18 protein-coding genes and 1 tRNA gene are annotated in these 13,257 nt (G+C 66.6%); 10 read left to right on the top strand and 9 right to left on the bottom strand.

Features of this window, described 5'->3' with window-relative positions; genetic code table 11:
- Positions 1 to 35: 35 nt before the first annotated feature.
- Positions 36 to 479: a biopolymer transporter ExbD gene (locus tag PSV23_RS01330; protein ID WP_300465703.1), complete on the top strand. Its 444-nt coding sequence runs from the start codon at positions 36 to 38 to the stop codon at positions 477 to 479.
- 78 nt (positions 480 to 557) lie between these two features.
- Here PSV23_RS01330 and PSV23_RS01335 read toward each other — a convergent pair whose 3' ends face one another.
- The 4 genes from PSV23_RS01335 to PSV23_RS01350 all read right to left on the bottom strand — a co-directional run bounded on the left by PSV23_RS01335 (position 558) and on the right by PSV23_RS01350 (position 3,843).
- Positions 558 to 1,499 carry a hypothetical protein gene (locus PSV23_RS01335; protein WP_300465704.1) on the bottom strand — a complete coding sequence of 314 codons (942 nt, stop codon included), beginning with the start codon at positions 1,497 to 1,499 and terminating at the stop codon, positions 558 to 560.
- 66 nt (positions 1,500 to 1,565) lie between these two features.
- Positions 1,566 to 2,108 carry a DUF6468 domain-containing protein gene (locus tag PSV23_RS01340; RefSeq protein WP_300465705.1) on the bottom strand — a complete coding sequence of 181 codons (543 nt, stop codon included), beginning with the start codon at positions 2,106 to 2,108 and terminating at the stop codon, positions 1,566 to 1,568.
- Positions 2,108 to 3,190, bottom strand: coding sequence for a flagellar motor switch protein FliM (gene fliM / locus PSV23_RS01345; protein ID WP_300465706.1), 1,083 nt, complete (start codon positions 3,188 to 3,190; stop codon positions 2,108 to 2,110). The genes PSV23_RS01340 and fliM overlap by 1 nt, the downstream gene beginning before the upstream one ends.
- A 2-nt stretch (positions 3,191 to 3,192) precedes the next feature.
- Positions 3,193 to 3,843: a flagellar basal body-associated FliL family protein gene (locus PSV23_RS01350; RefSeq protein WP_300465707.1), complete on the bottom strand. Its 651-nt coding sequence runs from the start codon at positions 3,841 to 3,843 to the stop codon at positions 3,193 to 3,195.
- Between the two features lie 175 nt (positions 3,844 to 4,018).
- Here PSV23_RS01350 and flgF point away from each other — a divergent pair, with 175 nt between their 5' ends.
- From flgF to PSV23_RS01390, 8 genes are all read left to right on the top strand, one after another.
- Positions 4,019 to 4,753, top strand: a complete 735-nt coding sequence (flgF, locus tag PSV23_RS01355; RefSeq protein ID WP_300465708.1) for a flagellar basal-body rod protein FlgF — start codon at positions 4,019 to 4,021, stop codon at positions 4,751 to 4,753.
- Positions 4,754 to 4,769: 16 nt separating this feature from the next.
- The gene (flgG, locus tag PSV23_RS01360; RefSeq protein ID WP_300465709.1) at positions 4,770 to 5,558 is read left to right on the top strand and encodes a flagellar basal-body rod protein FlgG; all 789 of its coding nucleotides are present in this window, start codon (positions 4,770 to 4,772) and stop codon (positions 5,556 to 5,558) included.
- On the top strand, positions 5,555 to 6,151 hold the full coding sequence (locus PSV23_RS01365) for a flagella basal body P-ring formation protein FlgA (RefSeq protein ID WP_300465710.1): 597 nt from the start codon (positions 5,555 to 5,557) through the stop codon (positions 6,149 to 6,151). Before flgG ends, PSV23_RS01365 begins: the two co-directional genes overlap by 4 nt.
- A gap of 12 nt (positions 6,152 to 6,163) precedes the next feature.
- Positions 6,164 to 6,904 carry a flagellar basal body L-ring protein FlgH gene (gene flgH / locus PSV23_RS01370; RefSeq protein ID WP_300465711.1) on the top strand — a complete coding sequence of 247 codons (741 nt, stop codon included), beginning with the start codon at positions 6,164 to 6,166 and terminating at the stop codon, positions 6,902 to 6,904.
- Positions 6,905 to 7,012: 108 nt separating this feature from the next.
- Positions 7,013 to 7,483 carry a hypothetical protein gene (locus tag PSV23_RS01375; RefSeq protein WP_300465712.1) on the top strand — a complete coding sequence of 157 codons (471 nt, stop codon included), beginning with the start codon at positions 7,013 to 7,015 and terminating at the stop codon, positions 7,481 to 7,483.
- Positions 7,484 to 7,518: 35 nt separating this feature from the next.
- Complete coding sequence (locus PSV23_RS01380; protein ID WP_300465713.1) at positions 7,519 to 7,944, top strand: hypothetical protein; 426 nt, start codon at positions 7,519 to 7,521, stop codon at positions 7,942 to 7,944.
- A 13-nt stretch (positions 7,945 to 7,957) separates the two neighbouring features.
- On the top strand, positions 7,958 to 8,461 hold the full coding sequence (locus tag PSV23_RS01385; protein ID WP_300465714.1) for a hypothetical protein: 504 nt from the start codon (positions 7,958 to 7,960) through the stop codon (positions 8,459 to 8,461).
- 47 nt (positions 8,462 to 8,508) lie between these two features.
- Positions 8,509 to 10,311 (top strand): DUF885 family protein, encoded by a 1,803-nt coding sequence (locus PSV23_RS01390; RefSeq protein ID WP_300465715.1) that lies wholly within the window; start codon positions 8,509 to 8,511, stop codon positions 10,309 to 10,311.
- On the opposite strand, the gene PSV23_RS01395 is transcribed toward PSV23_RS01390, so the two are convergent.
- Entirely contained in the window at positions 10,308 to 10,652 is a 345-nt protein-coding gene (locus PSV23_RS01395; RefSeq protein WP_300465716.1) for an MmcQ/YjbR family DNA-binding protein, read from the bottom strand. The two genes, PSV23_RS01390 and PSV23_RS01395, sit on opposite strands and share 4 nt — an antisense overlap.
- Before the next feature lie 2 nt (positions 10,653 to 10,654).
- A complete protein-coding gene (gene msrA / locus PSV23_RS01400) occupies positions 10,655 to 11,305 on the bottom strand; it encodes a peptide-methionine (S)-S-oxide reductase MsrA (RefSeq protein WP_300465717.1) in 651 nt (216 codons plus the stop codon).
- Between the two features lie 135 nt (positions 11,306 to 11,440).
- Between msrA and PSV23_RS01405 the strand changes: the two genes are divergently transcribed.
- A tRNA-Ser gene (locus PSV23_RS01405) sits at positions 11,441 to 11,530 on the top strand.
- Positions 11,531 to 11,656: 126 nt separating this feature from the next.
- Here PSV23_RS01405 and PSV23_RS01410 read toward each other — a convergent pair.
- The 3 genes from PSV23_RS01410 to PSV23_RS01420 all read right to left on the bottom strand — a co-directional run.
- Positions 11,657 to 12,169, bottom strand: a complete 513-nt coding sequence (locus PSV23_RS01410; protein WP_300465718.1) for a hypothetical protein — start codon at positions 12,167 to 12,169, stop codon at positions 11,657 to 11,659.
- A 1-nt stretch (position 12,170) separates the two neighbouring features.
- Positions 12,171 to 12,674 carry a YfbU family protein gene (locus PSV23_RS01415; protein ID WP_300465719.1) on the bottom strand — a complete coding sequence of 168 codons (504 nt, stop codon included), beginning with the start codon at positions 12,672 to 12,674 and terminating at the stop codon, positions 12,171 to 12,173.
- 175 nt (positions 12,675 to 12,849) lie between these two features.
- The coding region (locus PSV23_RS01420) for a hypothetical protein (protein WP_300465720.1) at positions 12,850 to 13,257 on the bottom strand (408 nt) is incomplete at its 5' end.

A 13,257-nucleotide genomic window follows, 5' to 3' on the forward strand; every position in this document is an offset into this window, starting at 1 on the left:
CCATCGCGCCGGGCTGTATGGAGAGACTGAAGCACATGGGCTCCAAACTTTCAGGTCCCGGTGGCCAGGGCGGCAAGACCATCGAGCAGAACGCGGACATCAACGTCACGCCGTTCGTCGACATCATGCTGGTGCTCCTGATCATCTTCATGGTCGCCGCGCCGCTGGCTACCGTTTCGATCCGCCTCGACCTGCCGCCGGCGACGCCGCCGGACCCGGCCGACAAGCCGAAGGAGCCGGTCTACATAACCATCCAGGAAACCGGTTCGATCTTCATCGCCGAACAGGCGACCACGCTGGAAACCCTGATCCCGGACGTCTGCGCGGCCCTCGGCGGCGGCAACCCCGGCTGCAAGGAAGAGCGCGTCTTCGTCCGCGCCCAGCCGGAAGTGAAGTACGACCAGTTCATGGAGGTCATGAACGCCCTCCAGGAGCAGGGCTTCTACAAGGTCGGCCTGCTGAACGAAGACATCGAATAGGCTTTCCGCCTTTTCAAACGAAACAGGGCCGCATCCGGCGAGGATGCGGCCCTTTTTCTTGCCCGGTGTGCAGGCGGCCTACTGGACCGACTGGCGGGGCGTGGCCGGCGACGCGGCGCCCGTCCCCGCCGCTGGCTGGTAGGGCCGTTCGCCCGCCGGCTCGGTCGGGGCCGGCGTCGCGGCGGCCGGCGCGGGCGTGCGAGCCGCGGGGCGCGGCGCGGGTCGGCGCGCCGGCGGTCGGGCCGCGGCGCGGGCTGGCGTGGAGCGGACCGGAGCAGCCGCCGGCGGCGCCGCGGGGGGCGAATCAGCGGCGGCGGTCTGGACGGGAGGCGGCGCGCTTGCAGCGGCGGGTCCCGGCACGGCGGGCGCGGGCGTGGCTGAGGCCGTGGCGGCGGCGGCCCGGGCGGCCAGTTGCTGGCGGGCCTGGAAGCGGTGAGCCAGTTTCTCGGTCAGGACGCGCGCGGCGGCGGGCTCCATCTGGGCCATGATCGCGGCAAGCGAACGGGGCCTCATCGCGGCGGCGACCGGCAGGCGGACATCATCGGACAGGGTGGCGAACACGCGGGCGGCCTCTCTGGGCCGCATGGCGGAATAGACGGCGACCAGCCGGTCGTTCTCAGCCTTTTCCTGCTCGCTGACCTGACCCAGCAGAACCCGGACCTCGGCCTTGACGGCCTCGAGCGCGGCGACCTTGGCGTCGAGCTTCTGTTCCGCCGTCGCCATCAACGGCAGCATGGCGGCCAGATCGGCGTCTCGCGCATCCAGTTCGGTGCGGCGTCCCGAGAGCGACTGGAGGATCCGCAGCTCGGCGGGCGAAATGCCTGCCTGCTGGGCCAGCTGTTCCGGCGTCAGGGCGCAGACGGCGGCGGCGGCCACGGCCGGCGCCCCGGCTGGCGCCGCTTCCTCGGCCCAGGCCTTGGCGCCCTCGAACATGCCGGGCGCGACCCCGACCGCGCGGACGACCACCACCCCCCCGATGGCGATGGCGATCAGCGGCAGCAGGCGAGGAATCTTGCTCATGATCGGCTACTCATTGGGCCCTCAGGTGGCCCGGCGGCGCGCCGGGCACAGGGCGGGAAAAAGGGGTCAGGCGGCGAACAGGTCTTCGTCCAGGCTACGTCGGGCCCGGTTGATGCTTTGCTTCGCGGACTGGTTAGCGGTCAGGGCGCCGAGGATGGCGGCGACATTGTTTCCACCGGCGACGGGCGCGGGCGCGCGGGCGGCGGCGGGCGCCATGCCCTGGATGCGTTCCGCCAGGGCCGCCATGCGCAGCGCCCGCTCGTCCTCGACCTGTGCGACTGCCACGGGCGTGGGTTGCGGCTTGACGTGGGCGGGCGCCGCTTCGGCGGAGTGAGCGGGCCCGCGGGCGATCAGCGCCTCCAGCTGGGCCTTCACTTCTCGGGCCTTGATGATGCGGTCGTGCAGCAGATCCGTCTCCTGACCCGAAGCCCGCAGGCTGGCCAGAGCCGCTTCGGCGCGGCCGGCGGCGGTGTTCAATTCGGTGACGGCCGAGGCGAAAGCCTGCTGACCGGCACGAAGCGCGGTCAGCTTTTTCTCCAGCCGCACGCCGTAGCCGAGGGCCGCGACCAGCAGCAGCATGAGGACGCCATCGAGAATTATACCGGTCATCAGCGTTTTCCCTTCGTCAGACTGGTCGCCGCCTCGATGCTGATCGGAGCCTCGACGCGCACGGCGATATGCTGGCCCTTGCGGCCCATCCGGCCGGTCGTGACCGGGATCGATCCGCAGCGGACCGAAATGTCGCTGTCGGGTGTGGCGTTCAGCATCAGGGTGTCGCCGACCTTCAGCGCCAGGACCTGCGACAGGGGCAACTGCTGCTCGTCCAGAACCGCGCGGACCTCGGTCTCGGTGGTCCAGAGCTCGGTGGCCAGGTGGCCTTCCCAGATGTTGTCGCGCCCGAACTTCTCACCCATGAACTGCTGCAGCAGCATCTTCCGGATGGGCTCGAGCGTGGCGTAGGGCAGCAGCAGTTCGATGCGGCCGCCCCGGTCCTCCATGTCGATGCGCAACTTGACCAGGATGGCGGCGTTGGCCGGGCGGGCGATGGCGGCGAAGCGCGGATTGGTCTCCAGCCGGTCGAGGGTGAAATGCACCGGGGTCAGCGGTTCGAAAGCCGCGCGGGCGTCAGCCAGCACGACCTCGACCATCCGCTGGACCAGCACCCGCTCGATGGTGGTGTAGGGCCGGCCCTCGATGCGCAGGGCCGCGGTGCCGCGACGACCACCCAGCAGGACATCGACGATCGAATAGATCAGATTGGAATCGACCGTCAGCAGGCCGTAGTTGTCCAGCTCCTCCGCCCGGAACACCGCCAGGATGGCCGGCAGAGGGATGGAGTTCAGATAGTCGCCGAAGCGGATCGAGGAGATGTTGTCGAGGCTGACCTCGACGTTGTCCGAGGTAAAGTTGCGCAGGGAGGTCGTCATCAGCCGCACGAGGCGGTCGAAGACGATCTCGAGCATCGGCAGGCGCTCGTAGGACACCAGCGCCGAGTTGATGATGGCGCGGATGCCCGACCGTTCGGACCCGTCGTCCTCTCCAAGGTCGAACCCCAGCAGGCTGTCGATCTCGTCCTGGTTCAGGACGCGCTCGGCCATGGCGGCCGGGCGTTCGTCCGCGGCGTCCTCGGCCAGCGGATCGATCGTTTCCGCGAACGGATCGGCGTCGTCGGCGAAGGCCGCATCGGTCATGCCTAGTTCACCAGCATTTCTTCGATCAGCACCGCGTCCACCTTGCCCGGCGCGGCGATCAGATTGACGCGGCGCAGGATCTCGGCGCGCAGCTGGAAGCTGCCGGCCGACCCGGCGAGGTCTTCGGGACGGAGTTCCCGCAGGAAGCCCTGGAACATGTCCTGCATCCGCGGCATCTCGGCCTGCAGCTGCTCGGCGACGTGAGCGTCCTTCGTCTCCAGCGTCAATTTCAGCTTCAGGAACGTCGGGCGGCCGTCCGGCGACTGAATGTTCACCACCATGTCGGGCAGGGTGAAGAAGGTCACGCCATCCGGACCTTCCGCGATAACGCCCAACGAAGGATCCGCCGCCGCGTCACCGCCGCCGCCATGCCCGCCCTTCTTGTCTTCCTTTTTCTCGTGACCGCCCTTCTTCTCCGCGCCGGGGGAGCCGTCTTCGGCGACGGCGGGCTTTGGCTGCATCAGGAAGAAGGCCGCGCCCCCGCCCCCGCCCAGCACCACAAGGGCCGCCGGGATGATGATGAACAGCAGCGGCAGCTTCTTTTTCTTGGGCGCCTCGCCCTCTTCGCCTTCCGGCGTCGGCGTATCCGACACGGCGGGCAGGTTGGCGTCGTCGTCTGTCGCCGCGCCCTTCTTCTTGCCGAATTTGAACATGCACCGCGCCCCGAGAATCTCTCGGTCCATACGACCGTTTTTTGGTTAACGAGCCGCTAAGAACCGGCAAATCCTGCCGGGCTCCGGACCAGGCCATACGGCTCAAATGCCCGCCGTTGCTGGGTTAACCCTCCTGGCACGGCTGTTGCGAGGGATGATCCGAAAGGAGCCGCCCGTGGAAAACGCCGCCTATGTCGGACTGTCACGCCAGATGACGCTGCGCCGCGAGCTCGACATCGTGGCCAACAACATCGCCAATGCAGACACGACCGGCTTCAAGGTCGAACAGCTGCTGGTCGGCGAAGAGGTCGGCGAGCGGGCCCGCAACGCCTTCATCCGCCCGGGCGTCAGCTTCGTGCTGGACAACGGCGTCGGCCGCGATTTCGGCCAGGGCGCGCTGGGCCAGACGGGCCGGCAGCTGGACTTCGCCATCGAGGGGGAAGGCGCCTTCTTCAAGCTGACCGACGGAAGCGGCGAAGCCTTTACCCGCGACGGGGCCTTCACCGTGGACGGCGAAGGCCGGCTGGTGACAGAAGGCGGCGCGGCCGTTCAGGGCGACGCCGGCGACATCATCCTGGACCCCGCCCTTGGCGAACCGTCGGTCGCGCCAGACGGCACGATCAGCCAGAACGGGGCCCTCGTTGGTCGTCTTTCGGTCGTGCGGTTTGACACCCTGGCCGCCCTCGAGAAGGGCGGCGACGGCCTGTACCGCAACGCCTCCAACGCCGCCGCCATCGAGGCCCCTGACGCCCGTGTGCGGCAGGGCATGCTGGAAGGCTCCAACGTCAATCCGATTCTCGAGATCACCAATCTGATCGAGATCCAGCGCGCTTACGAAAGCATCAGCCGGATGATCGAGAACACCAACGACCTGTCACGCCGCGCCGTCGAGCGGCTGGGCCGGGCATAGAAAGGGAGACTGGGACATGCGCGCGCTCAGAACCGCAGCCTCGGGCATGTCCGCCCAGCAGCTGAACGTCGAGGTCATCTCGAACAACATCGCCAACATGAACACCGTCGGCTTCAAGCGCCAGCGGGCCGAGTTCCAGGATCTGCTGTATCAGAACGTCGAACGGATGGGCGCGCAGTCGTCCAGCCAGGGCACGGTGGTCCCCACCGGGATCCAGATCGGCGCGGGCGTGAAGGCCGGCTCGGTCTATCGCGTCACCGAACAGGGCACGCCGACGCAGACGGGCGGCCGCTATGACATGGCCGTCGACGGCCGGGGTTATTTCCAGGTCATCCTGCCCTCGGGCGAGACCGCCTATACCCGGGCCGGTAATTTCTCGGTCAACGGCGAAGGCCAGCTGGTCACCGACGATGGCTATGCCGTCGAACCGGCCATCAGCATCCCGCAGGACGCGGTCGACGTGACGGTCTCCAAGTCCGGCCAGGTCCAGGTCATCACCGCGGGAGCGACGGAGCCCGCGACCGTCGGCCAGTTGGAGCTGGCGACGTTCTTCAATGAGGCGGGACTGGAAGCGGTCGGCGACAACCTGCTGATGGAAACCGCGGCCTCAGGCTCGGCCACGGTCGGAACGCCGGGCGACGCAGGTCTGGGCCAGATACTGCAGGGCTACACCGAAGCCTCGAACGTCGACGCCGTGGCCGAGATCAGCGCCCTGATCATCGCCCAGCGCGCCTATGAGATGAACTCCAAGGTCATCACCACCGCCGACCAGATGCTGTCGGTCGCCTCGCAGGTGAAATCGTGAGGACGCTGATCCTCGCCGCCGTCGGGGCGGTGGCGTTCGCGGCGCCGGCGTTCGCCGGGCCGGTGACGCTGAAGGTCAATCCGGTGGACTCCGACGGACGCGTGACCCTGGGGGACCTGTTCGACGGCGCCGGCGGCGCATCAAACGTCGTGGTCGGCCAGAGGGCCGGCCCCTCCATCGTGTTCGAGGCGGGACAGTTGCAGAGCCTGGCGCGCCAGTCGGGCCTCGACTGGGCAAATCCGGCCGGGTTGCGCCGGGTCGTGGTGCGCAACGCCGCCGTGGCGCCCGCCGCATCCCCCACGGACACGGCCATGGCCGCCGTCGCGCCGACCGTCTCGCGCCCTGTCCCCGTCCGCAGCGCCTATGCCGACCGGGTCATCAGCCGCAACGACATCGTCGAGGTCGCCTATGAGGTCGGCGGCGTCCGCCTGACCATCAGTGGTCGGGCCGAGGGCAACGCCGCCGTCGGCCAGCGTCTGGCCATCCGCAACCTGCAGTCCAACCGGGTCATCGACGCCGTCGCCACCGCTCCCGGTCAGGCCGCCGCCGGCCCCGCCGCCCGTGCCTCCACCCAACAACTCGCCGCCCGCTAGGGGAACAGTCTTATGCGTACCGCCGTGATCCTGACCGCCGCCCTTTCATCCCTGGCCCTGGGAGCCTGCTCGACCGCCGTGGAGACGGTCATGGGACCCCAGCTGGCTCCGATCGGCTATCCCTCGGCGCTGGTCCCTACGGACCAGATCATCATGGCGTCCGCCGCCCAGCAGCAGGCTGATCGCGCCGCCAGCGCCAACAGCCTGTGGCGCACCGGAGCCCGCACCTTCTTCGGCGACCAGCGCGCCCGCAGCATCGGCGACATTCTGACGGTCAACATCGACATCGACGACCGCGCCCAGACCCAGAATTCGACCCAGCGGTCGCGGTCCAACGACATCTCGGGCGGCATCACGAACTTCTTCGGGCTGGAGAACAGCCTGGGCCGCGCCTTCCCGGGCGGGTTCGACCCGCAGAACCTTGTGGGACTTGAAGGCGGGTCCAACGCCAGCGGCACGGGCTCGGTCAATCGGTCGGAGAAGGTCAGCCTGACCATCGCCGCCGTGGTCACGGGGGTCATGGCCAACGGCAATCTGGTGATCCAGGGCCGGCAGGAGGTGCGCACCAACCGCGAGGTGCGCGAACTGACCGTCGCCGGCATCGTGCGGCCCGAGGACATCAGCTCGGGCAACACCATCGCCCACACCCAGATCGCCGAAGCCCGCATCAGCTACGGCGGCCGCGGCGACATCAGCCGGGTCCAGGCCACGCCGGCCGCCCAGAGCCTGGTGGAGCGGTTCAGCCCGTTCTGAAGCGGTCGATAATTTCGTCACAAGGCGAAAACTGCCGGGTCGCCGGGAAGCGGAGCCGTGAACCGTTAATGAAAATCAGCGTTTGGCTACCAGACGCGAGTGTTTTTCATGTTGAAGTTCGCCATCCCTGCTATCGCCGGCCTCGGACTGATCGCTTTCGCCGCCCGGTCGCAGGCGACGGATCCGGACGTCCGGACGGGCGTCGCGCCGATGGGGTGGCACCTGAGCCATGAGGGCGATCTGGCCAAGCTGGCCTATGGTGTCGCGAACTCCGACCAGCTGGCGCTGATGATGACCTGCGAGCCGGGTGCGGCGCAGGCTGTGCTGTACGGCGATGTGAAACCCGTCGGCCCCCGTGTGCGGAAAGCGTCGATGGACGGCGCCCCCATTGATCCGCTGGGCGGGAGCCTGGAGGACGAGATTCGGCTGCCGGTTGATGATCCGTCCCTGAAGCAGCTGGCCCTGCGCGGCAAGTTGGCGGTCGAAGGCGACGCCGGCGCGTTCGAGCTCACCGCGACCCGCAACGAGCGCACACTGATCGACAACTTCTTCGCCTATTGTGGAAACCGACAGGCCTGATCAAATCTGATCGAACTTACAGCGGGGGCTGAACCATGCTCGCATTTCTGGCCGCCGCGTCCTTGGCCGTGCAGACTACGCCGCCCGCTCCCGCCTGGACGTGGACGCTTTACGCCGACACCGCGCCCGTTGTGCTGGCCAACGAAATTCCCGACACGGCCAACCTGCGCGTCACCCTGGAGTGCGATCCCGGCTCCAGCGTGGCTCGTCTGACCCTTTACGGGGCCGCGATGACCGGGATGGCGCGGGTGACCGCCGGCGAGGCGGTGGCCATGGCCGAGGCTGAGCCGGCAAGGAGCGGCGGGACGAAGCTGGCCCTGCGAACCGACCATCCGGCGTTCGCGGCCTTTGCGGCGGGCGGACGAATGACCCTGCTGGTCGGAGAGCAGAGCCGGCAGGTCGAAGTTCCCGCCGCCCACCTTGCAAAGCTGCGCCGTTTCTCGGAACTGTGTTCGGGCTGAACCTGGAGCCGATATGCGCAGCCCAACAATCCTCGCCCTGGCCGTCCTGGCGCTGACCGCTTCGGCCTGCGCGACCGCCGCGCCGGATGCCTCCGCGTTGGCGGCGTCCAGCGGATCGCCGGCCCCGGTCGAAGGCTATGACTGGTTCTTCCAGGCCGACGATGACGTCGCCCGTCTCGCCTATGGTCTGGCCGAGAGCGACGACCTGCGGCTGGGCCTGGATTGCAGGCGCGCATCCGGCCGGCTGTCCCTCGGCGGCGTGGCCTCTGACACGGCCAGGCCGGAGTTCCACATCGAATCCGGAGGCGAAACCGGACGCTTCCCCGCCCGGACCGAGCCGTCCCAGCTCCATGACGGCGTCCTCCTGAGCGCCGAAGCTCCCGCCAACGCTCCGGTGTTCCAGCGCTTCCGCCGGGTCGGCTGGCTGGCCCTGTGGCAGGACGGCGCCCGACAGGCCTATGCGCCGCATCCGGCGTCCGCCCCCAATATCGAGCGGTTCTTCGCCTTCTGCGGTTGACGCGGGACGCCGGCTCCGGTGCAGTCCCCCCACCTCGGGAGGACCTCATGAAAACCGTCATCGCCGTCAGCACCATCGCCCTGCTCGCAGCCTTCGCCCAGCCGGCCACGGCCCAGACAGCGGCGCCCGCCGCGGCCACCCCCGCCCCCCCGAACGCGGCGCTGGCCTCGGTGCTGGCGGACTATGAGGGCTATCTGCGCTCGGTCGATCCGGTCGCGGCGGGCATGGAGGGCGACCGCGCCGCCCAGTCGCGACTGGGCGACGCCTCGCGCGCGTTCGAGGTGGCGCAGGAGCCGGTGCTCAAGGGGTTCGCGGACAGGCTGGCGCTGATCGATCCGGCCGGCCTGACCGATGACGAACGGCTGAACCACGCCTTCATGACCTATGTCGTCAAGCGTTCGCGCGATCGTATCCCGCTGGACACGAGTCGCATTGACGCCTTCTCGTCGGAGGGCGGCCCGGGCCAGTCCTTTGGCTACATCGCGAGTGTCACCCGCGTCGCCACCGCCGCCGACGCCGAGGCGTGGATCGCGCGGCTGGAAGCGATGCCGAAGTCGTACGCCGACCAGCTGGCCAATGCCCGGCGCGGCCTCGAGACGGGGATGGTTCAACCCCGCTCCATCGTCGAGAACGCCCTGAGCCTGATCGAGCCCGAGGCCGCCCTGACGCCCGGGACCGATCCACTGCTGAAGCCGTTCGCCACCCTGCCAGCGTCCATTCCCGTGGCCCGGCAGAATGCGCTGCGCGAGCGGGCGGCCCGCGCGGTCGCCGACGGGATCATGCCGCAACGTCGCGAATGGGCGCGGTTCCTGCGCCAGGACTATCTGCCCCGCGCACCCGAAACCCTGGGCCTGGTTCATCGGCCCGGCGGGCGAGAGCTCTACGCCTATCTGGTGCGCGGCTTCACCACCACGGAATTGACGCCGGATGAGGTTCACGCCACCGGTCTGGAGGAGGTCGCCCGCATCCGCGCCCGCATGGACGTGGAGATGCGCGCGGCCGGCTGGAGCGGCGACTTCGCCGCCTTCCTCAACTTCCTGCGCACCGATCCGCAATTCTACACCACGACGCGCGAGGACCTGCTGGAGAAGGCGTCGGAAATGGCCAAGCGGGCCGACGACGGCCTGCCCGCCCTGTTCGGGACCCTGCCCCGCCTGCCCTATGGCGTGCGCCCGGTGCCGCGCGAGATCGAGGCCAACTACACCACCGGCCGCTACAACCAGGGCTCCATCGAGAACGGCGTCGCCGGCGGCTATATGGTCAACACCTCAAGCCTCGATCAGCGTGGCCTGTACGAACTGCCGGCCCTGACGCTGCACGAGGCGGTGCCCGGCCACCACCTGCAGATCGCCCTGCAGCAGGAAGCCGAGGACGGCCCCTATTTCCGCCGCAGCGTCGATGTCACCGCCTTCGTGGAAGGCTGGGGCCTGTATTCCGAGTTCCTCGGCGAGGAGATGGGCTTCTACCGCACCCCCTATGAGCGGTTCGGACGGCTCAGCTACGAGATGTGGCGCGCCTGCCGGCTGGTGTCGGACACCGGCATTCACTGGCTGGGCTGGAACATCGAACAGGCCCGCGCCTGTTTCCGCGACAACTCCGCCCTCGCCCCGCTGAACATCGAGACCGAGCTGCAGCGCTACATCGGCTGGCCGGGACAGGCGACGGCCTACAAGATTGGCGAAATCCGCCTGCGGGGCGTGCGGTCCCGGGCGGAGCGTGAACTGGGCGACCGGTTCGATGTCCGTCGCTTCCACGACGCCCTGCTGGTCGACGGTCCGCTGCCGATGGCCCTGCTGGACGAGCGGATGGATCGCTGGATCGCCGAGGAGAAGGCGCGGCCGGCCGACTAGGCCAGCCCCAGCGCCGCCCGGGCCTTCTTCGTCAGCTTCGCCGCCACGATACCGTGGGCGATGGCCAGATGTTCGGCCAGTTCGTCATCGGGCCAGTCGTCAATGCGCGGCAGGTTCACCCATTTGTTGCGCGCCATATAGGGCGCCGGGCGGGCACGGCCGGACTCCGTCAGCACCTCATAGGCGATGTCCGAAACCTTGAACGAGACGCCGCCCTGCTCGCCGACCATGGCGAATATCTTGCCGCCGACGCGGTAGGCGTCGTGATGATCGCCGAATGGATGGTCCAGTGTCGCCGAACGCAAGGCCAGGCAGACCTTGCCGACCCCTTCCCAATCCATGATCAGGCGTCCACGCCCACGCCGATCGGACAGACCACGCCGGTTCCGCCGATGCCGCAGTAGCCGGCGGGGTTCTTGGCCAGATAGCCCTGGTGGTAGTCCTCGGCGAAATAGTAGGGGCCCGCGGGGGCGATCCCGGTGGTGATGGTTCCCCGGCCGGCCTTCGACAAGGCGGCCTGATAGGCGTCACGCGACGCCTCGGCCTGGGCCCGCTGCTCATCGTTCAGATAATAGAGGACCGAACGGTAGGTGGTGCCGATGTCATTGCCCTGACGCATGCCCTGGGTCGGGTCGTGGTTCTCCCAGAAGACCTTCAGCAGATCGCCGTAGCTGATCTCGTGTGGATTGAAGACGACCTGCACGACTTCGGCGTGGCCGGTCTTTCCGGTGCAGGTTTCCTCATAGGTGGGATTGGGGGTGATCCCGCCCGAATAGCCGACGGAGGTCACCCAGACGCCGGGCAGCTGCCAGAAGATACGCTCCACGCCCCAGAAACAGCCCATGCCGAAGATGGCGGTCTGGAAGCCTTCCGGATGCGGGCCCTTCAGCGGCCGGCCGGTGACATGGTGGACCTCGTCGGTGTGCAGCGGCGTCGGACGGCCCGGCAGGGCCTCGGCGGCGGTCGGCATTTCATGGGATTTCTTGAACAGCATGGCGGGAACTCCGGTCGAACGGTCGAACGCCTATATGGGATGTGTTCAGGCGCTTGCCGAGGGGGTCCGGGTGTTCTATCAGCCTCGCCTCGCGCCGGATCGACCTCCGGCGGGTTTCACGCGCGTCGTGGAAACGGACAGGTGGCGGAGTGGTCGATCGCGCACGCTTGGAAAGCGTGTGTACGTGAAAGCGTACCGAGGGTTCGAATCCCTCTCTGTCCGCCACAGCGCATTGTTTTTCATATACAATCCTGCCAACTCGTGCCCTCGGCCAATCGCGGGTCATATCAGACGACGCCAGCTACCTTCTGGATGACACGCGGCATTGGGGTCTCAGCCCAGTAGTGCGAACTATTTGACCGGAGCGTCGGCTTGTCCAAACACCTTGCCGTCTAGCGCCTTCTTCATGTTGCCGCTGAACGTCGTGATTTCCAGATAGATTTCACAGCCTTTCGGCAAGCGGTCAGAAACCGTCGCGGCGGCTCCGAACTCGCCAAGCAGACGGTGAAGCCGATCACGCACATCATCGCACGGCTGGCCGAACGTGGATGCGAGCATTTCACGATGACGATCTAACTCTGCCGTGAAGGCGCGAACTGCGTCGGCATCGCTGTCTGGGGTCGTGCCGCGAAGCGAACTGGCTCTGCGACCGGGGCCATATTTGTCCATCGCCTTGCAAGCGGCAGCAAGAATGCCGTCCAAGCCGCTCAACTCTCGACTGGCGTGTTTTTCGGCGATCTCATCGCGCATTTCTACGGCTTGGCTGGCAGCGGATTTTGCCCGCCGAGCCTGACGGACGGCGATTGCCGCCCCTAAAATGGAAAAGGCTGTCCCTATCCAAGTCCCAATATCGCTTCCGGTCACGTTACGCCTCTAGGAGCGAGGCGAGTTGAGCACGGTTCAGCTTGAATCGCTCACGAACTTGGTGCCAATGCACAAGCATACGTCGATATGTACCGAGCATTGGCGCGTGGCTGTTGAAATATGCATAATCATCATGCGTCAACTCGCTGTACCTACCTAGTGTTACAACGTAATATCTAGCGTACGCCATGAGATGCGTTTCATTGTTTCCATCAAACCCCACAAACTTCGCTAGGTGATGTTGGCGTAGATCATCATCTTCTGGGAGTTCATTAAGCGCATATGTAATCGCACGATACATATCGAGTACATCTAATACTTCTCGACAATCATCTTCGCTGAGTTCGTCGTAGAGGTGCTCTACAAGCCACTCGTAGTGAAGAGTATAGCCCTCCTCCAACGCGGCGCGGTGCTTGGAATAGGTATCTGCATCGTCGGGATAGAGCGCCTCCAGAATTTTTAGCTGGTAGATGAAGCCAAGCCGCTCTTTTTTCGTCAGTTCCATCTTCGATCCTACGTCCGGTATTATGGCTGCTTCCGCTGCATCGCTACCTCAAGCGTAGCGCGGTTCTATGACAAAGCCAGATGAGTTCGGCCCGGCTTTTGCCCTGTATCCCATTGCGACACGTACGCGGGAGGATTAGGCCGCGACCACTGAAGCGATAGCAGCGCTGGCACTGCTAACTCACCAAGAAATCGGCAGTCGTTCCCCGCGATATCATGCTGACCTTGTCGGGCGGGTTCCGGGCACCAACCAAAATCTGACCCTTCCAACCGGGGCAGCTGAAGAAGCCGCCGGTGTGGTGGATGGACAGTTCTCCGTCCTCGCCCTTTATCGGAGACCGATAGAGTACAGCGTAAAACACGCGAGGCGTGAGGCCGGGCTTTTTAGTCTTTCGCTTCGACCACGCTTCATCTCGTTTGGCGAGATCGCGTCGAGAAAACTGAAGGTGATGGGTCACGATGTGATCTCCGCCCGGGAAAACCACATCGCCACCTTGATGCGATTCCATTCGGCCCCTGAGGAAGCGTTGTGAGCTGCACCCGGTTTCGAGGACACCAAGATAAGGTGTTTTTGGAGCTGGAGG

It is taken from the genome of Brevundimonas sp. (genome assembly GCF_029946145.1).
In the GTDB taxonomy this organism is placed as follows: Bacteria; Pseudomonadota; Alphaproteobacteria; order Caulobacterales; family Caulobacteraceae; genus Brevundimonas.

Coding starts and splice junctions, on each gene's coding strand:
- PSV23_RS01330 (WP_300465703.1), top strand. CDS start 36: ATGGGCTCCAAACTTTCAGGTCCCGGTGGCCAGGGCGGCAAGACCATC.
- PSV23_RS01335 (WP_300465704.1), bottom strand. CDS start 1,499: ATGAGCAAGATTCCTCGCCTGCTGCCGCTGATCGCCATCGCCATCGGG.
- PSV23_RS01340 (WP_300465705.1), bottom strand. CDS start 2,108: ATGACCGGTATAATTCTCGATGGCGTCCTCATGCTGCTGCTGGTCGCG.
- fliM (WP_300465706.1), bottom strand. CDS start 3,190: ATGACCGATGCGGCCTTCGCCGACGACGCCGATCCGTTCGCGGAAACG.
- PSV23_RS01350 (WP_300465707.1), bottom strand. CDS start 3,843: ATGTTCAAATTCGGCAAGAAGAAGGGCGCGGCGACAGACGACGACGCC.
- flgG (WP_300465709.1), top strand. CDS start 4,770: ATGCGCGCGCTCAGAACCGCAGCCTCGGGCATGTCCGCCCAGCAGCTG.
- flgH (WP_300465711.1), top strand. CDS start 6,164: ATGCGTACCGCCGTGATCCTGACCGCCGCCCTTTCATCCCTGGCCCTG.
- PSV23_RS01375 (WP_300465712.1), top strand. CDS start 7,013: ATGTTGAAGTTCGCCATCCCTGCTATCGCCGGCCTCGGACTGATCGCT.
- PSV23_RS01380 (WP_300465713.1), top strand. CDS start 7,519: ATGCTCGCATTTCTGGCCGCCGCGTCCTTGGCCGTGCAGACTACGCCG.
- PSV23_RS01385 (WP_300465714.1), top strand. CDS start 7,958: ATGCGCAGCCCAACAATCCTCGCCCTGGCCGTCCTGGCGCTGACCGCT.
- PSV23_RS01390 (WP_300465715.1), top strand. CDS start 8,509: ATGAAAACCGTCATCGCCGTCAGCACCATCGCCCTGCTCGCAGCCTTC.
- PSV23_RS01395 (WP_300465716.1), bottom strand. CDS start 10,652: ATGGATTGGGAAGGGGTCGGCAAGGTCTGCCTGGCCTTGCGTTCGGCG.
- msrA (WP_300465717.1), bottom strand. CDS start 11,305: ATGCTGTTCAAGAAATCCCATGAAATGCCGACCGCCGCCGAGGCCCTG.
- PSV23_RS01415 (WP_300465719.1), bottom strand. CDS start 12,674: ATGGAACTGACGAAAAAAGAGCGGCTTGGCTTCATCTACCAGCTAAAA.